This window comes from Rhizobium acidisoli, assembly GCF_002531755.2.
In the GTDB taxonomy this organism is placed as follows: domain Bacteria; phylum Pseudomonadota; class Alphaproteobacteria; order Rhizobiales; family Rhizobiaceae; genus Rhizobium; species Rhizobium acidisoli.
On the sequence record NZ_CP034998.1, the window covers coordinates 1,088,601 to 1,112,624 of the forward strand.

Consider the following 24,024-nt stretch of genomic DNA (forward strand, 5'->3'; position numbering starts at 1 on the left):
TTCAGTTGACAGGTCCGGCAGGTTCTTTCATCTGGAACGCCAAGCGCCAGACCAGGAGCCTCACATGACCCTTACCATACGCCCGGCAACGCCTTCTGACGCGGCAACGATCCTGCGATTTGTCCGCGAATTGGCCGATTATGAAAAGGCGATCCACGAGGTCGAGGCGACCGAGGAGAGCACGCGTGCGGCGATCTTCGGCGACGGTTCAGTCACGCATGCGCTGATCTGCGAACGCGAGGGTCAAGCCATCGGCATGGCGGTTTATTTCTTCAGCTATTCGACCTGGCAAGCGAAGAACGGTCTTTATCTGGAGGATCTCTACGTAACGCCGGACGCGCGCGGTTCGGGCGCCGGCAAGGCGCTGCTGCGGCGCCTGGCGCAGATCGCGCTGGAGAAGGGTTGCGGCCGCTTCGAATGGAGCGTGCTCGACTGGAACGAACCCTCGATCCGTGTCTACGAGGCGATTGGCGCGGAGCCGCAGAAGGAATGGATCCGCTATAGGATGGCGGGCGAGACGCTGGCGGCGTTTGCCCGCGGTTAGCCGAACCGGCGGAACAGATTATTCCGCCGCGATCTTGCCGGCCAGTTGCCGGTTCTTCATCAGCTTGTAGATGACGGAATCCATCAGCGCCTGGAACGAAGCGTCGATGATGTTCTCGGAAACGCCGACCGTCCACCAGCGCACGCCATCGCTGTCGGTGGATTCGATCAGCACGCGGGTGATTGCCGCCGTGCCGCCATTGAGGATACGCACCTTGAAATCGGCGAGCACCAGATCGTCGATCTCGTGCTGGTATTTGCCGAAATCCTTGCGCAGCGCCAGGTCGAGCGCGTTGACCGGTCCTTCGGCATCGGCAACCGACATCAGCGTCTGGCCGTCGATGGTGATCTTGACCACCGCCTCCGAGACGATCTTCACGCGGCCAAGACTGTCGAAGCGGCGCTCGATCATCACGCGGAAGCCTTCGATGGTGAAGAATTCCGGGATCGTGCCGAGCGTGCGGTGCGCCAAGAGTTCGAAGCTCGCATCCGCGCCCTCATAGGCATAGCCGATCGATTCACGGTCCTTGACGATCGAGATCAGCAGATCGAGCTTCGGATCGTCCTTGGCGACCACGATGCCGCGCCGCTTCAGCGCATTGATGAAATTCGCTTTGCCGCCCTGGTCAGAGACCATGACCTTGCGGAAATTGCCGACGCTCTCCGGCGGCACATGTTCGTAGGTCCTCGGGTCCTTGATCAGCGCCGACGCATGGATACCGGCCTTGGTGGCGAAGGCGGAGGCGCCGACATAGGGCATCTGATGATCGGGCGAACGGTTGAGCAACTCGTCGAAGGCGTGCGAGAGGCGGGTGAGGTTGAGCAGCCGCTCCTCGTCGATCGCCGTTTCGAAACGTGAGGTATAGGCGCTCTTCAGCGCCAAGGTCGGGATCAGCGTCACCAGATTGGCGTTGCCGCAGCGCTCGCCGATGCCGTTCAGTGTGCCCTGGATCTGCCGGACGCCGGCTTCGACCGCAGCCAGGGAATTGGCGACGGCCTGGCCGGTGTCGTTATGGGCGTGGATGCCGAGACAGCGGCCGGGCACCCCTGAGGCGATCACTGCCTCGACGATGGCGCGCACCTCCGGCGGCTGTGTGCCGCCATTGGTGTCGCAAAGCACGACCCAGCGGGCGCCGCTCTCATAGGCGGTCTTGGCACAGGCGAGCGCATAGGCCGGATTGGCCTTGAAACCGTCGAAGAAATGCTCGCAATCGACGATCGCTTCCTTGCCGGCGCCGACCGCCGCCTTGACGCTTTCGGCGATGCTTTCGAGATTTTCCTCATTGGTGCAGCCGAGCGCCACCGCGACATGATAGTCCCAGCTTTTGGCGACGAAACAGATGGCGTCGGATTTCGCCTGCAGCAGCCCGGCAATGCCGGGATCGTTGGAAACCGAAACGCCCGCCCGCTTCGTCATGCCGAAGGCGACGAAGCTGGCCTGGCTGGTGCGCTTCTCGCTGAAAAAGGCGGTATCGGTCGGATTGGCGCCGGGATAGCCGCCCTCGACGTAATCGATGCCGAATTCGTCCAGCATCGCGGCGATCGCAATCTTGTCCTCGACCGAGAAGTCGATCCCGGGCGTCTGCTGCCCGTCCCGGAGCGTGGTGTCGAAGAGGTAGATGCGTTCTTTCATGTCGTTTCCTCCCGGCAAGCGGGTGTTGTGTGGTGCGGATGCCGCACCGTATCGCAAGGCACGTCCCCTCTCCCCGCGCGCGGGGAGAGGGCTAGGGTGAGGGGCGCCTTAGCCAGGACAGTCAGTCGGGTTTCCCGGCAAACTTGTCCGTCGCCCGGATCAGCCGGTCGAGAATGCCGGGCTCCGAATAGGCATGGCCGGCACCCTCGATCAGGTGAAATTCCGCCTTCGGCCAGGCCTTGTGCAGCAGCCAGGCGTATTTGGCCGGGCAGGGCATGTCGTAGCGGCCATGTACGATGACGCCGGGAATATCCTTCAGCCGGCCGGCATCGCGGATCAGCTGTCCCTCGTCCATCCAGCCGGCATTGACGAAGAAATGATTCTCGATGCGCGCAAATGCATAGGCGAATTCCGGTTCTTCGAACTTGCCGCTGGTCGAAGGCTCAGGCAGCAGCGTGATCGTTTCGCCTTCCCAGATGCTCCATGTCTGCGCGGCGGCAAGGCGCACGGACCGATCCTCATGTGTCAGGCGGCGATGATAGGCATGCATCATCTCATGCCGCTCCTCCGGCGGAATGGGAGCGATGAAGCGCTCCCATTTGTCCGGGAACATTTCCGAGACGCCGAACTGATAGTACCAGTCGAGCTCGGCCTTGGTCAGCGTATAGATGCCGCGCAGAATGAGTTCGGAGACGCGCTCCGGATGCGCCTCGGCATAGGCGAGCGCCAGCGTCGAACCCCAGGAGCCGCCGAACACCTGCCAGCTGTCGACGCCGGCCATTTCCCGCAGCCGCTCGATATCGGCGACGAGGTGCCAGGTCGTATTGGCATTCAGTTCCGCATGCGGCGTCGACCTGCCGCAACCGCGCTGGTCGAACAGCATGACGTCGTAGAGGGCGGCATCGAAAAGCCGGCGATGGACGGGCGAGAAGCCGCCACCGGGGCCGCCATGCAGGAAAACGGCGGGCTTGGCGCCAGGCGTTCCCGAGCGCTCCCAATAGATCACATGACCATCGCCGACATCGAGATGGCCTGAAGCATAGGCTTCGATTTCAGGATAGAGCGTGCGCAGTCTCTCGGTCATATTTTCACGCCTTTCGCGGGCCAGACTGCAGTATCGTGATCGGGATGCTGGAAGGAGATGATCGCTTCCTGCCGTGCGTAGAAATCCTGATCCTTCAGCACCGGCGCCTCGAAGATTTCCTCGACCCAGGGCAGGCGGGCGTCGTAATTGACCTGGATCTGCGGTGCCAGATCGCCGCGGTCGTCGAAAGTGCCGATCGCCAGCTCCAGCCCGCCCGGATGACGATAGGTCATCGGCGTGCCGCAATTGCTGCAGAAGCCGCGCTCGATATTGACCGAGGACTGAAAGTAGCTCGGTGCGCCGCGCGTCCAATCCATCCCTTCCTCAGGTGCCGTGACCAGCGCCGAGAAGAAGCCGCCGAACTGCTTCTGGCACATGCGGCAATGGCAGATCGAGGGTCGCCCCAACTTGCCCGAGATGCGGAAGCGCACGGCGCCGCATTGGCATCCGCCTGTCTTGATCGTGTCCGTCATGAGGTCTCTCCGAGGGGCCAGCTTTTCGTGTCGTGGTCGGGATGCTGATGGTTGCTTGCCGCAATCGCGTCCTCGCGGTCGGGCGTTTCGGGCTCCGGTTCCACCGGCAGGCCGTCGAGCGCGTGAAACCAGGACATCTTGCGGCCTGTGTTCGATTGCATCACCGGCTTGACCGCGTCGGGATCATCCAGCGAGCCGAGTGTGATGTTGATGAAATCCGTCCCAGGAATATCGTAGAACAGCGGCGTGCCGCAATCGCCGCAGAAACCGCGCCGGACGAGGTCGGAGGAATGGAACCATTTCGCCGCGCCGCGCGTCAGGGTGAAATTGCTGTGCTTCACGCCGCCAAGCGGCATGAAATAATTGCCGGCCGCTTTCTGGCACATGCGGCAATGGCAAAGATGGGGATATCCGAGTTCGCCTTCGGCGCGGTAACGCACCGCCCCGCACTGGCACCCGCCGTTTCTGTCCGCGTCCGCTGTCATCTGGGCTCCTTGGTTGGCCATGCCTGCGTCTCATGGTCGGGATGCTGGTAGGAGACGAGTTCGAGCACGAAGGGCGCGGCTTGCGCATCCTCTTCCGTCCGGTGCCCCGGCAGTTGGTGCAGCTGATCGACGAAGCCGATCTTACCCTCGATACCATATTGCACCACCGGCGGAAGCGCCGAAGGATCGTCGAAGGCGCCTGCGGCAATCGCAACCCCGTCAGGCGCCTCGTAGGAGAGCGGCGTGCCGCAATCGCCGCAGAAGCCGCGCTCGACGAAGTTGGAAGAGCGGAACTTCTTCCGCTCGCCGCGCGTCCACGCGAAATCGGCGCCGCGCACCGAGACCAGCGGCGCATAATAGGCGCCAAACGCCTTCTGGCACATGCGGCAATGGCAGATCGACGAATCCTTGAGTTCGCCATTGACGCGAAAACGCACCGCACCACACTGGCAGCCGCCGGTATAGGTGGTCATGGCAGGTCCTTTCCGGTGGTGCGAATGATATGGGTGCACACATTATCGATATCCCGGAGGATATCGCCGTTCCAAAAGCGCAGAACCGTCCAGCCAGCCGTTTGGAGACGTCGAGTTCTGATCTCATCGTAAGAGATGTTCGAGGCAAGGGCGTGCTGCGAACCGTCTATCTCGACGATAAGGCGATGGACTGGGCATGCGAAGTCAACGATATAGCCGGCAATCGGCATTTGTCTGCGGAAGCTCAGGCCCATCAGGCGATGGGCGCGAAACTCGTTCCAGAGTTTCAATTCTGCGTCGGTCAGAGTTTTGCGCATACGCCGGGCGTTCGCCCGCCGTTGAGGCGGAACTGGTGCATGCGGCATGGCTTGCCTTTCGCTATGACGTGACGGAGCGGCGGCGGCACCCCCCTCTGCCCTGCCGGGCATCTCCCCCACAAGAGGGGAGATCGGATAGGAGTGGCCGCTCGCCCCGATCATACGCCTCAGACGGCCGAAGCCACTTGGCGCGCGGTCGATATCTTGGGAAGCCGGCGCGTCTTGCCGATCTCCCCCCTTGTGGGGGAGATGCCCGGCAGGGCAGAGGGGGGTATGCGTCGCCGACCAACCCATCCTACCGCTTGACCTCCCAGGTCGTCACCCGCTCGCCGGTCGCCGCATCCTTGCCGTCCTTCAGCTGGATGCCCTTTGCCGTCAGTTCGTCGCGGATCTTGTCGGCCTCGGCGAAGTTTTTCGCCTTCAGCATTTCAAGACGCATGGCGACCAGCGCATCGACCGCCGCTGCGACGGCTTCGTCGATTTCGGCTTTCTTCGGCAGCAGGCCGAGGAGGGCAGCCGTTGCGGCAAAACGGGCGCCGGCGGCGGGATCCGTATGGGCAGCTTGCGCCAGTGCGTGCAAGGCCTGCACCGCCGCCACCGTGTTGAGGTCGTCGGCGAGTGCGTTCAGCACGGTCTCGTCAGGTTCGGCATCGCCGGGCTCCGTCGCCGGCCATTTGGCGAGCAGGCGTTCGGCTTCCTCAAGCCGCTTGATCGAGAAATCGATCGGCTCGCGGTAATGCGTCATCAGCATGGCAAGGCGCAGCACTTCGCCCGGCCATTTGCGGCCGCCGAAAATCTGGGTGTGCAGCAGATCGTGGATGGTAACGAAATTGCCTTCGGATTTCGACATCTTGCGGCCTTCCACCTGCAGGAAGCCGTTATGCATCCAGATATTCGCCATCACCTCGGTGCCGTGGGCGCAGCGCGACTGGGCGATCTCGTTTTCATGATGCGGGAAGATCAGGTCCAGCCCGCCGCCATGAATGTCGAAGACGTCGCCGAGATAGCGCTTGCTCATCGCCGAGCATTCGATATGCCAGCCCGGCCGGCCGCGGCCCCACGGGCTCTCCCAGCCGGGTTCATTGTGACTCGACAGTTTCCACAGCACGAAATCGCCGGAGTTCTTCTTGTGCGCGTCGACGGCGATGCGGGCGCCGGCCTGCTGCTCGTCGAGCGGGCGCTTCGAAAGCTGGCCGTAATCCGCCATGGACTTGGTGTCGAACAGCACTTCGCCGGCTGCGACATAGGCATGGCCGTTGCCGATCAGCTTCTCGATGATCTCGGTCATCTCAACGATATTGTCGGTCGCCCGCGGCTCGACGCTTGGCTCCAGGCAGCCGAGTTCGGCGACATCGGCGTGAAATTGCGTCTCGGTCTTTTCGGTGACCGCCCGGATCGCTTGATTGAGCGGCAGGCCCGGATGATCCCTCAGCGCCCGCGCATTGATCTTGTCGTCGACATCCGTGATGTTGCGGGCATAGGTGACGTGATCCTCGCCATAGACATGGCGCAACAGCCGGAACAGCACGTCGAAGACGATGACCGGGCGGGCGTTGCCGATATGAGCGAAATCATAGACGGTCGGGCCGCAGACATACATGCGGACATTGTCCGGATCGATCGGCGCAAAGACCGTTTCTTCCCGTGTCAGCGTATTGTACAGCTTCAGTTCCGGCATGCCGCCCATTCCACTCTCCCATAAGCACAATCAGAAAAAATATCGCGACCGGCGGACCGGGGCGTTTCGCATCTTGACTATTTGGGAGACGAAAACGGCCGGGCCAGCGCTGGCGCTAGCGAATAATCTTTCCGCAGATAATGCAGATAACCGTTTTCATGCCGCGTTTTATGGCGTGGGAATGACGTTTGGTCAAGAGGGGCGAGGAACGATCCCGGCGGCACGGCTCGTCCGCCATTTTCGCGGCACAAATCATTTCTAAGCAGGGGCGAAGCGACTGAAAATAGGGGGAAATGCGTGAGACGAATGGGCCGATGGACGATTGGAGCGACTGTAATTCTGGCAGTCGCATCCGCCGCATATTTCGCATACGATTTCGGCATGCTTCGCTTCAACAATCCATCTTTGAGCCGCTATCCGATCCAGGGCATCGATGTCAGCCATCACCAGGGTGATATCGATTGGAAGACGGTGGCTTCGCAGCCGAACGTCCGTTTCGCAATCATGAAGGCGACCGAAGGCGGAGATCACAAGGATTCGAGGTTCGCCGACAATTGGCAGCGCGCCGGCGATGCCGGCATGGTCAGGGGCGCCTATCATTTTTTCACCTTCTGCCGCCCGGGCAAGGATCAGGCGCAGAATGTCCTGGCGACCGTGCCGAAGCAGCCGGGAACTCTGCCCATCACTGTCGATCTGGAGTTCGTCGGCAATTGCAACAAGGTCCCGACCGTCGAGGAAATGGCGACTGAAGTGAACGCCTTCTTCACCGAGCTGAAGGGCGCTTTTCCGGAAAAGCCGATTTTCTACGTCACCCAGGAATTCTACGATCAATATCTGAAAGGCAATGAATCACGCTTCCCCGACCATTACCTCTGGCTGCGGAGCGTCTTTCAGGAGCCGGCGCAGGAAGGTTGCGGTCGTTGGTCGATCTGGCAATTTGCCGACAACGGCACTGTCGACGGCATTCAGGGAGCGGTGGATCTCAATGCGTTTTGCCCGTCGGAGACAGGCTTCGCACATCTGTTCCCGGCCATTGCGTCCAATTGAGGCGTCTAACGTAACATCGACTACCGTGTTGGGGTGAGAATGTTTGGCTTTTTTAAACGAAGCGGCAGCAAGATAGTTGTTGTCGCCTCACTGAATGCCCGCCTCCAACCTATGGATAGGGGTGAGCTGGAAGACGCCTTAGACGCCTTTATGGAGAAGCAAAAGCACGGCATGAGGGTGGTCGGAGGCGGCACTCTGCAAGCCTCAAGCGGCGAGATTCAGCAATGTGACATCGAAATCGAGGTCGACGATCCCACGGATGCCAAGCTCACGCTGCTGACCAAAGTCTTGGAATCAATGCTTGCGCCGGTCGGATCGATATTACATATCCCGGATCAGCAAAGGAGCGTCAATTTCGGACGCCAGCATGGCCTAGCGATCTACGTCAACGGCACTGATCTGTCGGCCGCTGTTTACGAGACGTGCGATATCAACCATGTCGTGGCAGAATTCGGGCGGCTTCTCGAAGCGGAAGGTATGGTAGCCAGCAATTGGCAAGGCCCGCAGAATACAGCACTCTACATATATGGAAGTGATTTCGACACGATGCTATCGCGCCTTAAGCCGTTTATTGAAAGCTATCCGCTTTTGGAACGCTGTCGGATCGAAAGAATTGCCTGAAAACGATTCGTCTGTACGAGGTATCAGGAATTAACATTATTCCGGCAGCCGGTAATCGGCGAGCTTATTGTCCCGCACGATGAACAGTTTGCCCGTCTCGGTCACGCCGGGGCCGAGCAGCGGCAGGATCGCCTTGGCGACCTCGGAAGGATGCGGCAGCGTCTGCGGATCTTCGCCGGGCACCGCCTGGGCGCGCATCGCCGTGCGGGTCGCACCGGGATCGACGGTGGTGATGCGCAACGGCGTCGATTGGCTTTCGCCGGCCCAGGTCCGGGCCAGCGCCTCGACGGCGGCCTTGGAGGCTGAATAGGCGCTCCAGAAGGGGCGGCATTTATGGGCGGCACCCGATGAGAGGATGACGGCGCGGCCGGCATCCGAGCGGGCGAGCAGCGGGTCGACCGAGCGGATCAGCCGCCATGTCGCGGTGACGTTGATGGTCATCACCTTCTCGAACACCTTCGCCTCGATATGGCCGATCGGCGAGATGACGCCGAGCACGCCGGCATTGGCGACGAGGATATCGAGTTTGCCCCAGCGTTCGAAGATCGAGCCCCCGAGCGCGTCGATCGCGTTCATGTCGGCCAGGTCGAAGGGCACCAGCGTCGCCGTGCCGCCGACCGCCTTGATCGCGTCGTCGAGATCTTCGAGCCCGCCGACCGTGCGGGCGCAAGCGATCACATGGGCGCCGGCTTTCGCAAGCTCCAGCGCCGTGAAATAGCCGATGCCGCGCGATGCGCCTGTTACCAGCGCGATCTTGCCTTCAAGATTGATGTTCATCTGCTCCGGTCCCGGCTGTGCTTGAAAAGGTAAGGGGCGCAATAAGCGCCCCTGATAGGAAAGTCAAAACGGAAGCGGCTCAGCCGTTGCTGGCAAGCATCGAAAGCTTGTTGCCCATCGACTCGCCATTCTTGTCGAGCAGGCGGGTCGGATAGTCACCGGTGAAGTAATGGTCGGTGAACTGCGGGCGGGCCGGATTGCGATCCTCGCCGCCGACGGCGCGGTAGAGCCCGTTGATCGACAGGAAGGCAAGCGAATCCGCGCCGATATATTTGGCCATGGCTTCGACATCGGCATACTGGTTGGCCAAGAGCTTTTCGGCATCGGGCGTGTCGATGCCGTAGAAGTCGGGGAAGAAGATCATCGGGCTGGCGACGCGGAGATGAACTTCGCGCGCGCCGGCCTCACGGATCATCTGCACGATCTTCAGCGACGTCGTGCCGCGCACGATGGAATCATCGACCAGCACCACGCGCTTGCCTTCGATCATCGCCCGGTTGGCGGAATGCTTCAGCTTCACGCCGAAGGCGCGGATCTGCTGGGTCGGTTCGATGAAGGTGCGGCCGACATAATGGTTACGGATGATGCCGTATTCGAAGGGAATGCCGCTTTCCTGTGCATAGCCGAGCGCCGCCGGCGTGCCGCCATCCGGCACCGGCACGACCACGTCGGCCTCGACAGGCGATTCCTTGGCGAGGTTCATGCCCATATTCTTGCGCGTCGTATAGACGTTGCGGCCGCCGACGACTGAGTCGGGCCGGGCGAAATAGACATATTCGAACAGGCAGAGGCGCTCCGGCTGCGGCTTGCCGGGCTTGCGCGCATCGATGCTGATCGAGCCGTCGGGCTGGATTTCGCAGATGACGACCTCGCCATTTTCGACATCGCGGATGAACTTGGCGCCGATAATGTCGAGCGCGCAGGTTTCCGAGCAGAAGATCGGCTTGCCGTCGAGTTCGCCCATCACAAGCGGGCGGATGCCAGTGGGGTCACGCGCGGCAATCAGCTTGGTGCGCGTCATCGCGAGCATCGAATAGCCGCCCTCCATCTGGCGGATGGCGTCGATGAAGCGGTCGGATGTGGAGGCGTGGCGCGAGCGGGCGATGAGGTGGAGAACCACTTCGGTATCGGAGGTCGACTGACAGATGGCGCCGGTCGCGATGATCTGGCGGCGCAGCGTCAGGCCGTTGGTGAAATTGCCGTTATGGGCAATGGCGATGCCGCCTTCCTCAAGTTCGGCAAAGAGCGGCTGTACGTTGCGCATCGCCACTTCGCCGGTTGTCGAGTAGCGCGTATGGCCGATCGATATGCTGCCGGGCAGGCGGGCGAGTGTCATCGGATTGGTATAGTGGTCGCCGACGAGGCCCATATGGCGCTCCTGGTAGAAGCGCTTGCCGTCGAAGGAGACGATGCCGGCCGCTTCCTGCCCGCGATGCTGCAGAGCATGCAGGCCGAGAGCCGTCAGTGCCGCGGCATCGGGATGTCCCAGAATTCCGAAAACCCCGCATTCTTCATGCAGCGTATCTCCGTCGAGCGGATCGTCGGTGGGCAAGGAATGGGACTGGTTCATTTCTGCGGGCCTCTGCTCTCACAAGAATGGATCGGCATTTCCAGAAATAGTTGAAGCCCGACAGAGCTGGAATGCCCGGCCGGACCCCTCATTTCACGTCCCGCTCAAATGGCAATTGCCGGATGGCAGGTCAAGCTCTTGAACACTGTGTCAATTCGCCGGCTGCTGTGCAGGCGCTGTCGGTGCGTCTTCCGCCGGCGCCTGGTCGCCCGTCGGCGGATTGGTGCCTTCAGCGCCCTGTGCCGGCGGCTGAAGCTTATCACGGATGCTCGCCGGTATCATCTGGGCAAATTGCTCCGGCAGAACCGATTTCAGCTTTACGACCATCGAATCCAGGAAGGGCTTCGACTTCGCTTCGTTGACCCAGGCCGGGCGGTGGTCGACATCGACCAGCCAGTTCCAGAAGGCGACCGCGACGACCAGCAGCAGCACGCCGCGCGCTGCCCCGAACAGGAAGCCGAGCGTGCGGTCGAGCGCGCCGACGCGGCTGTCGATGATGAAATCGGCGATCTTCATGGTGATGAAGGAAATGACGATGAGCGCGATCAGGAAGACGACCGCTGCCGAACCGACGATCGCGATGCGGTCGTCATCGGTATATTTCTTCGCATAGGGCAGCAGGTACGGATAGAGGTAATAGGCCGCCGCCGCCGAACCGCCCCAGCTTGCGATCGAGAGGATCTCGCGCGAAAAGCCGCGGACCATCGCCAGCACGGCGGAGAAGAGCACGACGCCGATGACAATACCGTCGAAAATCGTAATGGGCATGTAAATTCAACTCCAGGACTGCCGCTGGGCGGCCGTGTCGTGCCTTATCGTGTGCCTCCTATATCATCACCAATCTTGGCAATGAAAGGATCAAACCTCGTCTTCCACACGCAGCGCTCCCTTCGACCCGGCGATGCGCGCAACCAGATCCGGCAGGCTTTCGACCTCGCTCCAGCGCCCGCCGGAACCCTTCGGCAGTTCGGCGGAGGCGGACGGAAGCAATGCTGCGGAAAAGCCCAGCTTCTCGGCTTCCTTGAGGCGCTGGGCGGTGTGCGCAACCGGCCGGATGGCGCCCGACAGGCTGACTTCGCCGAAATAGACGCAATCGGCGGGAAGGGCAATACCGGCAAGCGAGGAAACGAGCGCCGAGGCGACGGCGAGATCGGCCGCCGGTTCGGTGATGCGGTAGCCGCCGGCGATATTGAGATAGACGTCGTGCTGGCCGAGCCTGACGCCGCAATGGGCTTCGAGCACCGCCAGGATCATCGACAGCCGGGCCGAATCCCAGCCGACCACGGCGCGCCTCGGCGTGCCGAGCGAGGTCGGCGCCACCAGCGCCTGGACTTCGACCAGCACCGGGCGCGTGCCCTCCATGCCGGCGAAGACGGCTGCACCCGGCGATTTTTCGTTGCGCTCGCCGAGGAAGAGTTCGGAGGGGTTGGCGACCTCGCGCAGTCCCTTGTCCGACATTTCGAAGACGCCGATCTCGTCGGTCGGGCCGAAGCGGTTCTTGACCGTTCGCAGGATACGGTAGTGATGGCCGCGATCGCCCTCGAAATAGAGCACGGCATCGACCATATGCTCGACGACGCGCGGGCCAGCGATCTGCCCGTCCTTGGTCACATGCCCGACGAGCACCATGGCGGCCCCCGTCTGCTTGGCGAAACGGATCATCGCCTGCACGCCGGTGCGCACCTGCGTCACCGTTCCCGGGGCGGATTCGGCAAGTTCGCTCCACAGCGTCTGGATGGAATCGATGATGACGAGGTCAGGACGCTTGCCCTCGGCAAGCGTCGCCAGAATATCCTCGACATTGGTTTCCGCCGCCAACATCACGTCGGTATCGGCCGCCGCAAGCCGTTGCGCCCGCAGCCGGACCTGGGCGACGGCTTCCTCGCCGGAAACGTAGATGATCTTGTGGCCGCGCCGCGCAAGGGCGGCCGCCGCCTGCATCAGCAGCGTCGATTTGCCGATACCGGGATCGCCGCCGATCAGCACCGCCGACCCGCGCACGAAGCCGCCGCCGAGCGCCCGGTCGAGCTCCGACATGGCGGTATGGATGCGCGGCGCCTCCTCGATCTCGCCCGACAGCGCCGTCAGCGCCACCGGCCGGCCCTTCTTCGGCGTCTTGCCGGGACCGGAGCCGATCCCGCCCATCGGATCTTCTTCGACGATGGTGTTCCACTCGCCGCAGTTCTCGCACTTGCCGGCCCAGCGGTTATGAACCGTGCCGCAATTCTGGCAGATGAATTGTGTCCTGGCCTTGGCCATCAAATACTCTTTCAGTCCGGGGTCTCGAGTGAAGCAGATGCGTGCTTCATCGAATCATTGTCGTGCCTGAGATAATGGCTATCGCGAAGGATCAAAACTAATGATTTTCCCATCAGCGCCTCCGTGCCTATCCTTTGCCCCTGCTCATCCTGAACGGTGGAAGATGTTCGATTATTCGCTCGCGCACTGGTTTGCATTTCTCTCGGCGGCGGTTCTGCTCAACCTGTCGCCCGGGCCCGACATCGCCTTCATCCTCGGTCACACGATGAGAGGTGGAAAACGCGCCGGTTTTTCCGCACTGTTCGGCGTCTGGTCCGGCGCCTGCCTGCATGTTCTGATGGCAGCGCTCGGCCTTTCCGCCGTGCTCGCCGCTTCCTCAGTCGCTTTTTCCGCGGTCAAATGGGCCGGCGCTGCCTATCTCGTCTGGCTGGGAATCCAGGCTCTGCGCGCCGGTGGCGGCAATGGCCTGATAAAGGCTGCCGGTGAAAAGTTGCCGGCGTCGAAAATCTACCGGCAGGGAATTCTGGTGTCGCTGCTCAATCCGAAGGTGGCGATTTTCTTCCTGGCCTTCCTGCCGCAATTCGTCGTCGAAGGGGCAGGGCCGGCATGGGCCCAGCTCATGCTGCATGGCGGGCTCATCATCGTCGTCGCCGCCTTCATCGAACCGCCGCTCGTCCTTCTCGGAGGGCGGCTTGCCGATGCGCTCAGGCACAATAAAAAAATCGGGTTATGGCTCGATCGCGGCCTCGGCGCGCTTTTCCTGGCGCTCGGTGTCCGGCTGGCGCTGAGCAGCCGCTGACGGGGAAGCTATTCCTCGTCGGCGACATAGCGCCGTTCGTGGCGCAGCCCCATGCTGGTCAGGATCTCGTATCCGATCGTGCCCGCCGCCCGCGCCACATCGTCCAGCGGCATGTTCTTTCCGAACAGCTCGACATAATCGCCGGCGCGCACGGCGTTCTCGGGCAGGTCGGTGATATCGAAGATCGTCAAGTCCATGGTGATCCGGCCGGCGACCGGCACCTTGTGTCCGGCGATGAAGCCTTGCCCGCCCTGCGGCACGGCCTGGCGCAGCGGCACGCCGCCGCTCGACAGCCCGCGCATGTAACCGTCTGCATAGCCGGCCGAAGCGATCGCCAGCCGGCTTTTGCGGCGAAGCTGCAGCGCGCGCCCATAGCTGACGGTCTCGCCGGCCTCGACGCTGCGCACCTGGATGATGCGCGCTTCCGCGGTTGCAACAGGCCGCATCGGATTGGCCAGGCCGCAGACCGCTTCGCCGCCATAAAGCGCGATGCCGGGACGGGTCAGGTCGAAGTGATAATCCTCGCCAAGGAAAATGCCGGCCGAGGCGGCAAGGCTTGAATCGATACCTTCATAGGCGGCGCTAACCCTGCGGAATGATTCGAGCTGCTGCCGGTTCATCGCATGGCTGGGCTCGTCGCCGCAGGCAAGATGGCTCATCACAAGCACCGGCGCAAAGCTCGCCGGCCGCGAAACGTCGTCGGCGAGCGCGATCGCATCGTCCATGTGCAGTCCCAGCCGATTGAAGCCGGTATCGACATGCAGCGCGCAGGGGTAGTCGCCGTAATCGGCAAGCACGGCCATCCAGAAGGCAAGCTGCTCGTCGGAGGAAATCACCGGCACCAGATCATTGTCGAAGAAGCGCCGCTCGGTGCCCGGCCATATGCCTGACAGGACGAAGATGCGGGCGTCCGGCGCATAGAGGCGAAGTGTCACGCCCTCGTCGACGGTCGCAACGAAGAAGTCGCGGGCGCCTGCCATATAGAGCGATTCACCGGCATCCTCGATGCCCATGCCATAGGCATCCGCCTTGACGACGGCAGCAGCACGCGCCGCACCGGAGCGTTGCGCCATGTCGCGCCAGTTCTCCGTCAGCGCGGTCAGATCGACGGTCAGCCGCAGGCCCGCGGAAGCAAAAAGATCGTCGTCTTCGAAGGGAATAGGAAAATCTGTCATGAATCGCCGTGAAATAGTGGAAGGAAACCGCTTGGGACCAGTCTAGAGAGCATTGCGGTTAAGGGAAAGCGCAGGCAGCCACATACCACCCTTTGCTTCTTGCACGATCACTTTTGTTCAAGACGCATGCTGGCTTCGGCGTTAATCTTATCGGATGCACAACGTATCGCAGAAAGAGGCGGCAGACGCCATGCCGCTTGCCAACGTGGAAACGGCTCGCTTCTGGCGGGATGGCCGCTTCCGCGATATGGAGTGCTTGAGCGCCACTTTCCTGACGCACGAATACGCGCCGCACGCGCACGATACGTTCAGCATCGGCGCGATCGAAAGCGGCACCCAGATCGCTACTCTCAGCGGCAGGAAAGAGGAAACCGGCCCGGGTGATTTTTATCTCATCGATCCCGGCGTCGTTCATGATGGCACGCCCGGCGGAGAAGGCTATCGCTATCGCATGATCTATCCGGATACGAAGCTGTTCGTCGATATTCTGGAGGATGTCACGGGCAAGGCCTTTCACGCGACGCCGTCTTTTTCCAGTGCGCTGCCGCGCGATCCGCAACTTGCCAATGCGTTTCATGCCGCCCACCGCACGCTCGAAAGGGGAGCAGGCGCGCTGGAGGCCGATGAAAGCATGTTCTCGGTGCTGGCGGCGATCTTTGCGCGCCACGGCAGCACGATCGTCGTGCCTGTCGATACGCAGGAACGAAGCGCGGTCGCCCGCGCCCGCGAATACCTCATCGAGAATTTCGACAGCGATGTCGGCCTCGAGGAACTGGCCGGCGTGGCGGGATTGAGCCGCGCTCACCTCATCCGCGCCTTCCGCAAGGAATATCACATCACCCCGCATGCCTTCCTCACCGATCGGCGCGTGCAGGTGGCCCGCCGCCTGCTGCGGCAGGGGCACATGCCGGCCGATATTGCGCTTGAATGCGGTTTTGCCGATCAGGCGCATTTTACCCGGCACTTCAAGGCGCGCACGGGCGTAACCCCCGGCCAATTCCGCACCGGCTGATCACTTTCGTTCAATACAGCCATGGCGGGCTGGGCTAACCCTCCGCGATCTTGATCAGGAGGTTGCCATGTTGCAGCACAGCCGGCCATCCGGTGAATTTCTTATCGGCGAATTTCTCGCCGGAATGCGCGCCATCTTTCCGCTTGTCGTCGCTGTCTTGCCGATCGGCCTCGTCTTCGGCGCGGTCGCGGCCACCAAGGGCATTTCGCCGCTGGAGACGACGCTGATGAGCGCACTTGTCTTTGCGGGCGGCTCGCAATTCGTGGCGATGGACATCTGGACGCATCCGGCAAGCTGGATCGGCGTCGGCTTCGCCGCCCTGCTGGTCAATATCCGCCACGTGCTGATGAGCGCGTCGATCGGCACGAAAATGCAGTCCTTCCCTGGCATCAAACGCTATATCGCCATGCTCTTCCTCGCCGACGAGCTCTGGGCCATGGCGGAATTCCGCGCTGGTAGCACCCGACTGACACCCGCCTGGTATGCCGGCATCGTCGCGCCCTTCTACCTCACCTGGGTCGGCTCGTCGCTGACGGGCGCTCTGCTCGGCGCATTTCTCGGCGATCCTGCCGTCATCGGTCTCGACTTCGCCTTTCCGGCGGTTTTCGTCGTGCTCGTCATGGGCTTCTGGAAGGGTCCGGAAACAGGCGCCGTCCTCGCGGCAAGCGGTGCCGCCTCCGTTGCGGTTCATCACTTCGTGCCCGAGGTCTGGTATATCGCCGCCGGTGCGCTGGCCGGGCTAGCAATGGCCCTCTGGCAAGGCAGGGCGCGGGAGCAAGCGGCATGACGCTCGACATCAACACCCTTATCGCCATCCTCGCGATGGCTGCCGCAACGGTCTTCACCCGCGTTAGCGGCCTCGTGTTGATCCGTTACATAGAGATGGACGAGCGGCGGAGAACGGCGATCGAAGCCATTCCGCCGGCCGTGCTGATGGCCGTCATCGCCCCGACCGCCTTTGCGGTCGGTTGGGCGGAGACGCTGGCCTGCACGGTAACTGCCGTCGCCGCACGCCATCTGCCGATGCTTGCAAGCGTCGTGATCGGCGTCGCAACGGTTGCCCTGTTGCGGGCAGCAGGTCTCTAATGCATGTCGCCCGGAAGTGTGCAGCGGTTCCGGGATAACGACATGCATCAAAACAAAGAGCTAAAGCGCGTCGCATGAATCAAATTTGATGCGACGCGCTTTAGAGCAATTCAGCAAAAGTGTGCAGCGGTTTTGCGCCCGGAATTGCGCCCATGGAACATTGACGCGGGAAACCGCGTCAATGTTCCTCGTAATGGGTGAAGGAAGGATCGGCGAGATCGGCAAAACGAGTGAATTCCGACTGGAAGGCGAGCTTCACCGTGCCTGTCGGCCCGTGACGCTGCTTGGCGATGATGACATCGGCCGTGCCCTTCACCTTGTCGAACAAGGCTTCCCATTCCGGATATTTCGGATCGTTGAGGTCGCGCGGCTCCGAATTTTTGACGTAGTATTCCTCGCGGAACACGAAGAGCACGACGTCGGCGTCCTGCTCGATCGAGCCGGATTCGCGAAGGTCGGAAAGCTGCGGCCGCTTGTCGTCGCGGCTTTCGACCTGGCGCGAGAGCTGCGAGAGCGCGATGATCGGAACGTTGAGCTCCTTGCCCAGCGCCTTCAGGCCGGTGGTGATCTGGGTGATTTCCTGCACGCGGTTGTCGCTGGATTTTCCCGAGCCGGTCATCAGCTGGATGTAGTCGACCACCAGCACGTCGAGGCCGCGCTGACGCTTGAGACGGCGCGCGCGCGCCGAAAGCTGGGCGATCGAGATACCACCGGTCTGGTCGATATAGAGCGGCACCTTCTGCATCATCATCGAGCAGGCGACGAGCTTTTCAAAATCGGCATCGTTGATGTCGCCGCGGCGGATCTTCGAGGAGGAGACTTCCGTCTGCTCGGAGATGATACGGGTGGCAAGCTGTTCCGACGACATTTCGAGCGAATAGAAGCCGACGACGCCGCCGTTTTTCGCTTTTGTAGAGCCATCTGCCTGAATGTCTGGCTCATATGCCGCCGCGATATTGTAGGCGATGTTGGTCGCAAGCGAGGTCTTGCCCATGCCGGGGCGTCCGGCAAGCACGATCAAGTCCGAACGCTGCAGGCCGCCCATCTTGGAATCCAGCGAATGGATGCCGGTGGAAATGCCGGAAAGCCCGCCGTCGCGTTCCTTGGCGACGGCCGCCATGTCGATCGCCAGCGCAACCGCATCGTTGAAGGCCTGGAAGCCGCCGTCATAGCGGCCGTTTTCCGCCAGTTCGAAGAGGCGGCGTTCGGTATCCTCGATCTGCGACTGCGGCGGCATGTCGAGCGGCGCGTCATAGGCGATGTTGACGACATCCTCGCCGATGGTGATCAGCGCCCGTCGCAGTGCCAGGTCGTAGATCGCCCGGCCGTAATCCTCGGCATTGATGACGGTGACGGCGTTGCTGACGAGGCTCGCCAGATATTGCGACACCGTCATGTCGCCTACCTTCTCGTCGGCCTTCAGGAAGGTCTTGATCGTCACCGGATTGGCGATCTTGCCCATGCGGATGATATCGCCGGAAACCTCGAAGATCTTCCGGTGCAGCGGTTCGTAAAGATGGATCGGCTTCAGGAAGTCTGACACCCGGTAATAGGCGTCGTTGTTCATCAGGATGGCACCCAGAAGCGCCTGCTCGGCTTCGATATTGTTGGGTGCTTCGCGATAATGCTGCTCCGAGGGGGCAACGGCTGCAATCTTTCGAGCGGCGTCGTTCATCATCATCCGTTCTGTCTTTTTTCCAGTTCCGGATTTGCAATTCCGGACGCGAAAATCAAGAGGCTGCGAAAGGAGCAGGCGCTCGCTTCGCTTAAATCCTGAACGCTGTGCACGTTGTTCGACTTCTCCACAGTCCCGGGCAACACGAAGGAGAAATACTGTCAGTGTCACCCGTATGACACGGCATGGTGCCGACTCAGCCCATCCGTTTCGGAGAACGTTATTTTAGCGCGATGCCATAAGGCACGCAGCAAAAACATCCGGAAAATCCCCAACGAAAAAGCCCGGCGCGATGGCCGGGCTCCTGTCGCGGATTGCTCCGGCGATATTATGCTTCGTCTTCGTCGACGCCGTCGGCTTCCGGATCGAAGAAATCTTCCGGACGCAGAGCGTCTTCGTCGACACCGTAGATGGCGTCGACCGAGGTGAGTTCTTCGCCCTTGGACTGGCGCTCTGCCTCTTCGGCAGAACGAGCAACGTTCAGCTCGACATGGATTTCGACTTCGGCATGCAGCTGCAGCTCGACCTTGTGCAGGCCGATCGCCTTGATCGGCGTGTTGAGGTGAACCTGATTGCGGCCGATGTTGAAGCCTTCGGCGGCGAGAATTTCAACGACGTCACGGGCAGCGACCGAGCCGTAGAGCTGGCCGGTTTCGCCGGCGGAGCGCACGACGATGAAGGACTTTCCGTCGAGAACGTCGGCGACCTTCTGGGCTTCCGACTTGCGCTCTAGGTTGCGGGCTTCGAGCGTCGCGCGCTCGGCTTCGAAGCGGGTCTTGTTGGCGGCGTTGGCGCGCAGCGCCTTGCCGAGCGGCAGCAGGTAGTTACGAGCAAAGCCGTCGCGAACCTTTACGGTTTCGCCCATCTGGCCGAGCTTGGAGATGCGTTCGAGAAGGATGACGTCCATTTTCTTTTGCCTTTCTGTGTCTCAGATTTTCGTATCGGATTGTTTGGGGGCATCGGCATCTTTCGTCGGGGTCAGCGCGATCGCCTTGCGCGTATCGCTGAGACCGAGGACGAGGATGAGGAGAGCTGGCAAGAGCATGAGCATCGAAGCCAGGTAGCTGAGGATGAGGGCCGGCAAACGCCAGTCCTTGCCGCGGGTGCGGAAATGCAGCGAGGCGAAGCCGGACAGCATGAAGCCGGCGCCGAAGGTGCCGGTCACGGTCGCGCCGACCAGCACCGGCACGCCGCCGAAGAAGCAGGCGGCAAGCCCGGCGAGAAAGATGAAGATCGAGTTGCGGTTCATGCGCAGCGACGAGGGGATGTCCTCGCGCGGGCGAAGGCCGCGGCCGGACGCTGCGACGATGCGCACGGCGAAATAATAGGCGGCAAACAGCATGCTCACCCACATGCCGCCCTGCAAAGCCGGCAGCATCAGCACGATCAGCGATTTGGTCTGCGCGGTCGCCGCCGGATCGGGCATGAATTCCGGTTGCTGTTCCTTGACCGAGGCGATCAGCAGATCGACGATCTGATCGGTGACCTGAGGCCCGTAGCCGATCATCACGCCGATGACGATGACGGCGAGCGTCACCAGGCCGCAGAGATGCAGCAGGATATCGGAGAGCGGATACCAGGCAAGCAGATGGTCGGGGCCGCCGAGTTCGGAAGCGGGACGCGCGAGATTGGCGAGATGGCTGAGCCAGCCGGCCGGCAAGAGCGTCACCAGCGTCATGATCAGCGCGAAAGAAGGGGAGAAGAGGGCCGCGCCGAGCGCCGCTGCGGTGACGACGGCGGCGATGGCGGCGGCGTTGCCCCAGCCAAGACCGACGAGCAGGATCGGCAGCGCCGAGGCCGTATAGAGCAGCGCGCTGAAAAACGACGGCTGCATGCTCGCCCCCAGCATTAGCAGGAAGGCGGTCAATCCGGCGAGTGCGCCGATCAGCAGCGTTTTAAGGTTCGGTCGGTTCAAGGTCGCTGTCCTGCTTCATCAAGCAGTTAGAGGATGTTTCTGAATCGAATTCAGAAACGTCTCAACATGGGTTTTAAGAGTTCCGATCCACGCCCATCGCGGAAGGGAAGCAACCCCCAAGATTAGGAATCCGGGGGTCACATATTCTGTTAGGCGACGACGTAGGGCAGCAGGCCGAGGAAACGGGCGCGCTTGATCGCCTGGGCGAGTTCGCGCTGCTTCTTCTGGGAAACGGCCGTGATGCGCGACGGAACGATCTTGCCGCGCTCGGAAATGTAGCGCTGCAGCAGACGTACGTCCTTGTAGTCGATCCGCGGCGCGTTGGCGCCGGAGAACGGGCAGGTCTTGCGGCGGCGATGGAACGGGCGGCGGACCGGAGCGGAGGAAGTTTCAGACATATCTTGGATCTCCCTTATACGCGGTCTTCGCGCGGACGGCGCGGACGGTCTTCACGGTCGCCGAAGCCACCTTCACGCGGCGGACGCGGGCCGCGGTCACGATCGCCGAAGCCGCCTTCACGCGGGCCACGGCCGCCTTCGCGCGGACGGTCGTCACGGTCGCGCTTCTGCATCATGGCAGACGGACCTTCTTCATGCTTTTCGACGGCGATCGTCATGTAGCGAAGAACGTCTTCGCTGATGCGCATCTGACGTTCCATTTCCTGGACGGCAGCAGCCGGTGCATCGATGTCCATCAGGGCGTAGTGCGCCTTGCGGTTCTTCTTGATGCGGTAGGTGAGGGACTTGAGGCCCCAGTTCTCGATACGCCCGACTTTACCGCCGTTAGCTTCGATCACACCCTTGTACTGTTCTACGAGGGCATCGACCTGCTGAGCGGAAATATCCTGCCGGGCAAGGAATACATGTTCATAAAGAGCCATGACAGCTTTGCCTTTCTTGCGTTTGGTTCAACCCGATATTCGGCGGCTAAGCCTCAACGACTGCTCCTGATTGGGCGGACCCAGGCAAGAAAGCGTTTTCCGAGACGGTCGAGAGCGGAGACACGGGAGGCTGGAACGCTTCCGTTCCGAACGATTTCCAAGAGGAAACCGGCCCTCCGTTCAGCCACCAGCCAGAAGACCGGGTTAACGAACAGGGCGGCTTATACGGATTTTTCACGGGAAGGCAAGCCCAATCGGACATGCAAGCCCGACGCAGGCCGATCGGCAGCGTCGGGCCGGACGAGAGGATCAGGATCAGAGCGGCAGCGGATACTGCCGGTGCACCTTGGCGATCTCCGCCAGTACCTCTGCCGAAAGCGTCAGGTCGGCCGCGCCGATATCGACTTTCAGCTGCTCCATCGACGTCGCACCGATGATGGCCGAGGCCATGAAGGGCCTGGACAGGCAGAAGGCGAGCGCCATGGCCGCCGGGTCGAGGCCATATCTTGCCGCGATCCCCAGATAGGCTTTGGTCGCCGGCTCCTGCAGCGGCTGCAGGCGGCCGCCGATATCGTGGTTGATCGAGCCGCGCGAGCCCTTCGGCCTGGCGCCATCGACATATTTGCCGGACAGGATGCCGCCGGCGAGCGGCGAATAGGCGAGCAGCCCGACATCCTCGTGATGCGAGAGCTCGGCCAGATCGAGGTCGAAATGGCGGTAGAGCAGATTATATTCGTTCTGGACGCTGGCGACACGTGGCAGGCTCTTCTGTTCCGACAGCGTCAGATATTTCTGGATGCCCCAGGTGGTTTCGTTGGAAAGGCCGATCGCCCGGATCTTGCCTTCCTTCACCAGGGCGCCGAGCGTTTCCAGAATGTCGAGCATATTGGCGACGGCCTTGTCGCGATCCTGGTTGAACGGATTGTAGCTCCAGTTCTGGCGGAAATGGAAATGGCCGCGGTTCGGCCAGTGGATCTGGTAGAGGTCGACATAGTCCGTCCGCAGCCGCTTGAGGCTGGCCTCGAGCGCCAGCCGGATATTCCTGGCATCCGCACCTTCGCCGCCGCGCAGATACTCGCGGCCGCGGCCGGCGACCTTGGTCGCAAGCACGATATCTCCGCGCTTGCCTGATTTGCCGAACCAGCTGCCGATATAGTCTTCGGTCCGGCCCTGTGTCTCCGGCGAAACCGGGGTGGTCGGGTAGAGTTCGGCTGTATCGAAGAAGTTGACGCCCTTTTCGACGGCGTAATCCATCTGCGCATGCGCGTCGGTTTCGCTGTTCTGCGAACCCCAGGTCATGGTGCCAAGGCAGATTTCTGAAACGGAAATGTCGGTGCGGCCGAGTGAATTGTACTTCATGAGAAAACCTTGGGAGAGAGCTGAAGCCTTGGGAAGGACCGGGCAAATCTAGGCCGGATTTGGCGGAGCGCAAGAGTAAAAACCGGGCTTTTATGCCGGTGCGAAAGGCTTTGCGGAGAATGAGCCGCCACTTGACTCTGCCGGAAAGAATGTCAATTGGAGGCAAAACAGCCTCAAGGGGCGCAATCAGGGGCAAGAGCCAGGGACACGAGAATGACCATTGCTTTCACTTTTCCCGGTCAGGGCAGTCAGGCCGTCGGCATGGGCAAGGATCTGTCCGAGAATTTCGCGGAAGCCCGCGCCGTTTTCGACGAGGTCGATGAGGCGCTCGGTGAAAAGCTTTCCGACGTCATGTTCAACGGTCCCGAGGAGACCTTGACCCTGACGGCGAACGCCCAGCCGGCGCTCATGGCCGTCTCGATCGCCGTCGTCCGCGTTCTTGAGGCCAAGGGACTGGATCTGAAGTCGAAGGTCGCCTACGTCGCCGGCCACTCGCTCGGCGAATATTCTGCCCTTTGCGCGGCCGGTACCTTCTCGCTCGCTGACACGGCACGGCTGCTGCGCATCCGCGGCAATGCCATGCAGGCGGCCGTCCCCGTCGGCGTCGGCGCCATGGCCGCGATCATCGGTCTCGAACATGCCGATGTCGTTGCCGTCTGCGAAGAGGCTGCGGCAACCGGCGCTTGCCAGATCGCCAATGACAATGGCGGCGGCCAGATCGTCATTTCGGGCGAGAAGGCAGCCGTCGAAAAAGCTGCTGGCCTCGCCACCGACAAAGGCGCCAAGCGCGCCATTCTGCTGCCGGTCTCCGCACCCTTCCATTCCAAGCTGATGGCGCCTGCCGCCGACGCCATGCGCGAAGCACTGGCAAAGGTCGCCAAATCAGATCCCGTCGTGCCCGTTATTGCCAATGTCCGCGCCGTGCCCGTAACCACAGCCGACGAGATCGCCAACTTGCTGGTCGAGCAGGTGACCGGTCAGGTCCGCTGGCGCGAGACGGTGGAATGGTTCGCTGGCAATGGCGTCACCACGCTTTACGAACTCGGCTCCGGCAAGGTGCTGACCGGTCTTGCCCGCCGCATCGACAAGACGATCAACGGCATCTCCGTCAACGGTCCGGCGGATATCGACGCGGCCGTCGCCGCCCTCATGGCCTGATTGGT

Annotated in this window: 26 protein-coding genes; 8 read left to right on the top strand and 18 right to left on the bottom strand. The window is 61.8% G+C overall.

The features are described from left to right. Nucleotides 1–64: 64 nt before the first annotated feature. Nucleotides 65–544 (top strand): GNAT family N-acetyltransferase, encoded by a 480-nt coding sequence (locus CO657_RS05470; RefSeq protein ID WP_012557147.1) that lies wholly within the window; start codon nt 65–67, stop codon nt 542–544. 18 nt (nt 545–562) lie between these two features. Here CO657_RS05470 and cimA read toward each other — a convergent pair whose 3' ends face one another. The 7 genes from cimA to cysS all read right to left on the bottom strand — a co-directional run bounded on the left by cimA (nt 563) and on the right by cysS (nt 6,695). Beyond that, nucleotides 563–2,176, bottom strand: a complete 1,614-nt coding sequence (gene cimA / locus CO657_RS05475; protein ID WP_012557148.1) for a citramalate synthase — start codon at nt 2,174–2,176, stop codon at nt 563–565. A gap of 121 nt (nt 2,177–2,297) precedes the next feature. After that, nucleotides 2,298–3,260 (bottom strand): prolyl aminopeptidase, encoded by a 963-nt coding sequence (gene pip, locus CO657_RS05480; protein WP_012557149.1) that lies wholly within the window; start codon nt 3,258–3,260, stop codon nt 2,298–2,300. Next, nucleotides 3,257–3,733 carry a GFA family protein gene (locus tag CO657_RS05485; protein ID WP_054181775.1) on the bottom strand — a complete coding sequence of 159 codons (477 nt, stop codon included), beginning with the start codon at nt 3,731–3,733 and terminating at the stop codon, nt 3,257–3,259. The genes pip and CO657_RS05485 overlap by 4 nt, the downstream gene beginning before the upstream one ends. Then, nucleotides 3,730–4,218, bottom strand: a complete 489-nt coding sequence (locus tag CO657_RS05490) for a GFA family protein (protein ID WP_054181940.1) — start codon at nt 4,216–4,218, stop codon at nt 3,730–3,732. The genes CO657_RS05485 and CO657_RS05490 overlap by 4 nt, the downstream gene beginning before the upstream one ends. After that, a complete protein-coding gene (locus CO657_RS05495; RefSeq protein WP_012557152.1) occupies nt 4,215–4,691 on the bottom strand; it encodes a GFA family protein in 477 nt (158 codons plus the stop codon). Before CO657_RS05495 ends, CO657_RS05490 begins: the two co-directional genes overlap by 4 nt. Continuing rightward, on the bottom strand, nt 4,688–5,056 hold the full coding sequence (locus CO657_RS05500) for an endonuclease domain-containing protein (RefSeq protein ID WP_012557153.1): 369 nt from the start codon (nt 5,054–5,056) through the stop codon (nt 4,688–4,690). Before CO657_RS05500 ends, CO657_RS05495 begins: the two co-directional genes overlap by 4 nt. A 247-nt stretch (nt 5,057–5,303) precedes the next feature. Beyond that, nucleotides 5,304–6,695, bottom strand: coding sequence for a cysteine--tRNA ligase (gene cysS / locus CO657_RS05505; RefSeq protein WP_054181776.1), 1,392 nt, complete (start codon nt 6,693–6,695; stop codon nt 5,304–5,306). Between the two features lie 288 nt (nt 6,696–6,983). Here cysS and CO657_RS05510 point away from each other — a divergent pair, with 288 nt between their 5' ends. Both CO657_RS05510 and CO657_RS05515 read left to right on the top strand, forming a co-directional pair. Further along, on the top strand, nt 6,984–7,733 hold the full coding sequence (locus CO657_RS05510; RefSeq protein WP_197283862.1) for a glycoside hydrolase family 25 protein: 750 nt from the start codon (nt 6,984–6,986) through the stop codon (nt 7,731–7,733). Nucleotides 7,734–7,772: 39 nt separating this feature from the next. Further along, on the top strand, nt 7,773–8,354 hold the full coding sequence (locus CO657_RS05515; RefSeq protein ID WP_012557156.1) for a hypothetical protein: 582 nt from the start codon (nt 7,773–7,775) through the stop codon (nt 8,352–8,354). Nucleotides 8,355–8,390: 36 nt separating this feature from the next. Here the strand turns inward: CO657_RS05515 and CO657_RS05520 are convergent, their stop codons facing one another. The 4 genes from CO657_RS05520 to radA all read right to left on the bottom strand — a co-directional run bounded on the left by CO657_RS05520 (nt 8,391) and on the right by radA (nt 12,960). Next, complete coding sequence (locus tag CO657_RS05520) at nt 8,391–9,131, bottom strand: SDR family NAD(P)-dependent oxidoreductase (RefSeq protein WP_054181778.1); 741 nt, start codon at nt 9,129–9,131, stop codon at nt 8,391–8,393. A 79-nt stretch (nt 9,132–9,210) separates the two neighbouring features. Beyond that, the gene (gene purF / locus CO657_RS05525) at nt 9,211–10,701 is read right to left on the bottom strand and encodes an amidophosphoribosyltransferase (RefSeq protein ID WP_003587524.1); all 1,491 of its coding nucleotides are present in this window, start codon (nt 10,699–10,701) and stop codon (nt 9,211–9,213) included. Nucleotides 10,702–10,851: 150 nt separating this feature from the next. Beyond that, entirely contained in the window at nt 10,852–11,469 is a 618-nt protein-coding gene (locus tag CO657_RS05530) for a CvpA family protein (RefSeq protein ID WP_003587523.1), read from the bottom strand. 90 nt (nt 11,470–11,559) lie between these two features. Continuing rightward, nucleotides 11,560–12,960: a DNA repair protein RadA gene (gene radA, locus CO657_RS05535; RefSeq protein WP_003587521.1), complete on the bottom strand. Its 1,401-nt coding sequence runs from the start codon at nt 12,958–12,960 to the stop codon at nt 11,560–11,562. 163 nt (nt 12,961–13,123) lie between these two features. On the opposite strand from radA, the gene CO657_RS05540 reads away from it, so the two are divergent. After that, entirely contained in the window at nt 13,124–13,759 is a 636-nt protein-coding gene (locus CO657_RS05540; protein WP_054181779.1) for a LysE family translocator, read from the top strand. A gap of 8 nt (nt 13,760–13,767) precedes the next feature. Here the strand turns inward: CO657_RS05540 and alr are convergent, their stop codons facing one another. Further along, on the bottom strand, nt 13,768–14,934 hold the full coding sequence (gene alr, locus CO657_RS05545) for an alanine racemase (protein WP_054181780.1): 1,167 nt from the start codon (nt 14,932–14,934) through the stop codon (nt 13,768–13,770). Between the two features lie 190 nt (nt 14,935–15,124). Here alr and CO657_RS05550 point away from each other — a divergent pair, with 190 nt between their 5' ends. The 3 genes from CO657_RS05550 (at nt 15,125) to CO657_RS05560 (ending at nt 17,032) form a co-directional block, all read left to right on the top strand. Continuing rightward, nucleotides 15,125–15,946 carry a helix-turn-helix transcriptional regulator gene (locus CO657_RS05550; protein WP_003587517.1) on the top strand — a complete coding sequence of 274 codons (822 nt, stop codon included), beginning with the start codon at nt 15,125–15,127 and terminating at the stop codon, nt 15,944–15,946. A 67-nt stretch (nt 15,947–16,013) separates the two neighbouring features. Then, nucleotides 16,014–16,733, top strand: a complete 720-nt coding sequence (locus tag CO657_RS05555; RefSeq protein WP_054181781.1) for an AzlC family ABC transporter permease — start codon at nt 16,014–16,016, stop codon at nt 16,731–16,733. After that, nucleotides 16,730–17,032 carry an AzlD family protein gene (locus tag CO657_RS05560; RefSeq protein ID WP_054181782.1) on the top strand — a complete coding sequence of 101 codons (303 nt, stop codon included), beginning with the start codon at nt 16,730–16,732 and terminating at the stop codon, nt 17,030–17,032. The genes CO657_RS05555 and CO657_RS05560 overlap by 4 nt, the downstream gene beginning before the upstream one ends. Nucleotides 17,033–17,210: 178 nt before the next feature. Here the strand turns inward: CO657_RS05560 and CO657_RS05565 are convergent, their stop codons facing one another. The 6 genes from CO657_RS05565 to CO657_RS05590 all read right to left on the bottom strand — a co-directional run bounded on the left by CO657_RS05565 (nt 17,211) and on the right by CO657_RS05590 (nt 22,861). Continuing rightward, nucleotides 17,211–18,707: a replicative DNA helicase gene (locus CO657_RS05565; RefSeq protein ID WP_054181941.1), complete on the bottom strand. Its 1,497-nt coding sequence runs from the start codon at nt 18,705–18,707 to the stop codon at nt 17,211–17,213. A 328-nt stretch (nt 18,708–19,035) separates the two neighbouring features. After that, a complete protein-coding gene (rplI, locus tag CO657_RS05570; RefSeq protein WP_003587512.1) occupies nt 19,036–19,614 on the bottom strand; it encodes a 50S ribosomal protein L9 in 579 nt (192 codons plus the stop codon). A gap of 21 nt (nt 19,615–19,635) precedes the next feature. Then, complete coding sequence (locus tag CO657_RS05575; protein ID WP_054181783.1) at nt 19,636–20,622, bottom strand: DUF2232 domain-containing protein; 987 nt, start codon at nt 20,620–20,622, stop codon at nt 19,636–19,638. Nucleotides 20,623–20,771: 149 nt separating this feature from the next. After that, entirely contained in the window at nt 20,772–21,020 is a 249-nt protein-coding gene (rpsR, locus tag CO657_RS05580; protein ID WP_003547038.1) for a 30S ribosomal protein S18, read from the bottom strand. Nucleotides 21,021–21,034: 14 nt separating this feature from the next. Next, on the bottom strand, nt 21,035–21,502 hold the full coding sequence (gene rpsF, locus CO657_RS05585; RefSeq protein ID WP_003574183.1) for a 30S ribosomal protein S6: 468 nt from the start codon (nt 21,500–21,502) through the stop codon (nt 21,035–21,037). 315 nt (nt 21,503–21,817) lie between these two features. Beyond that, nucleotides 21,818–22,861: an aldo/keto reductase gene (locus CO657_RS05590; RefSeq protein WP_054181784.1), complete on the bottom strand. Its 1,044-nt coding sequence runs from the start codon at nt 22,859–22,861 to the stop codon at nt 21,818–21,820. A 213-nt stretch (nt 22,862–23,074) separates the two neighbouring features. Here CO657_RS05590 and fabD point away from each other — a divergent pair, with 213 nt between their 5' ends. Next, nucleotides 23,075–24,019, top strand: a complete 945-nt coding sequence (gene fabD / locus CO657_RS05600; RefSeq protein WP_054181785.1) for an ACP S-malonyltransferase — start codon at nt 23,075–23,077, stop codon at nt 24,017–24,019. The last annotated feature ends 5 nt before the right edge of the window (nt 24,020–24,024 follow it).

Coding starts and splice junctions, on each gene's coding strand:
- CO657_RS05470 (WP_012557147.1), top strand. CDS start 65: ATGACCCTTACCATACGCCCGGCAACGCCTTCTGACGCGGCAACGATC.
- cimA (WP_012557148.1), bottom strand. CDS start 2,176: ATGAAAGAACGCATCTACCTCTTCGACACCACGCTCCGGGACGGGCAG.
- pip (WP_012557149.1), bottom strand. CDS start 3,260: ATGACCGAGAGACTGCGCACGCTCTATCCTGAAATCGAAGCCTATGCT.
- CO657_RS05485 (WP_054181775.1), bottom strand. CDS start 3,733: ATGACGGACACGATCAAGACAGGCGGATGCCAATGCGGCGCCGTGCGC.
- CO657_RS05490 (WP_054181940.1), bottom strand. CDS start 4,218: ATGACAGCGGACGCGGACAGAAACGGCGGGTGCCAGTGCGGGGCGGTG.
- CO657_RS05495 (WP_012557152.1), bottom strand. CDS start 4,691: ATGACCACCTATACCGGCGGCTGCCAGTGTGGTGCGGTGCGTTTTCGC.
- CO657_RS05500 (WP_012557153.1), bottom strand. CDS start 5,056: ATGCCGCATGCACCAGTTCCGCCTCAACGGCGGGCGAACGCCCGGCGT.
- cysS (WP_054181776.1), bottom strand. CDS start 6,695: ATGGGCGGCATGCCGGAACTGAAGCTGTACAATACGCTGACACGGGAA.
- CO657_RS05515 (WP_012557156.1), top strand. CDS start 7,773: ATGTTTGGCTTTTTTAAACGAAGCGGCAGCAAGATAGTTGTTGTCGCC.
- CO657_RS05520 (WP_054181778.1), bottom strand. CDS start 9,131: ATGAACATCAATCTTGAAGGCAAGATCGCGCTGGTAACAGGCGCATCG.
- purF (WP_003587524.1), bottom strand. CDS start 10,701: ATGAACCAGTCCCATTCCTTGCCCACCGACGATCCGCTCGACGGAGAT.
- CO657_RS05530 (WP_003587523.1), bottom strand. CDS start 11,469: ATGCCCATTACGATTTTCGACGGTATTGTCATCGGCGTCGTGCTCTTC.
- radA (WP_003587521.1), bottom strand. CDS start 12,960: ATGGCCAAGGCCAGGACACAATTCATCTGCCAGAATTGCGGCACGGTT.
- CO657_RS05540 (WP_054181779.1), top strand. CDS start 13,124: ATGTTCGATTATTCGCTCGCGCACTGGTTTGCATTTCTCTCGGCGGCG.
- alr (WP_054181780.1), bottom strand. CDS start 14,934: ATGACAGATTTTCCTATTCCCTTCGAAGACGACGATCTTTTTGCTTCC.
- CO657_RS05550 (WP_003587517.1), top strand. CDS start 15,125: ATGCCGCTTGCCAACGTGGAAACGGCTCGCTTCTGGCGGGATGGCCGC.
- CO657_RS05555 (WP_054181781.1), top strand. CDS start 16,014: ATGTTGCAGCACAGCCGGCCATCCGGTGAATTTCTTATCGGCGAATTT.
- CO657_RS05560 (WP_054181782.1), top strand. CDS start 16,730: ATGACGCTCGACATCAACACCCTTATCGCCATCCTCGCGATGGCTGCC.
- CO657_RS05565 (WP_054181941.1), bottom strand. CDS start 18,707: ATGAACGACGCCGCTCGAAAGATTGCAGCCGTTGCCCCCTCGGAGCAG.
- rplI (WP_003587512.1), bottom strand. CDS start 19,614: ATGGACGTCATCCTTCTCGAACGCATCTCCAAGCTCGGCCAGATGGGC.
- rpsR (WP_003547038.1), bottom strand. CDS start 21,020: ATGTCTGAAACTTCCTCCGCTCCGGTCCGCCGCCCGTTCCATCGCCGC.
- rpsF (WP_003574183.1), bottom strand. CDS start 21,502: ATGGCTCTTTATGAACATGTATTCCTTGCCCGGCAGGATATTTCCGCT.
- CO657_RS05590 (WP_054181784.1), bottom strand. CDS start 22,861: ATGAAGTACAATTCACTCGGCCGCACCGACATTTCCGTTTCAGAAATC.
- fabD (WP_054181785.1), top strand. CDS start 23,075: ATGACCATTGCTTTCACTTTTCCCGGTCAGGGCAGTCAGGCCGTCGGC.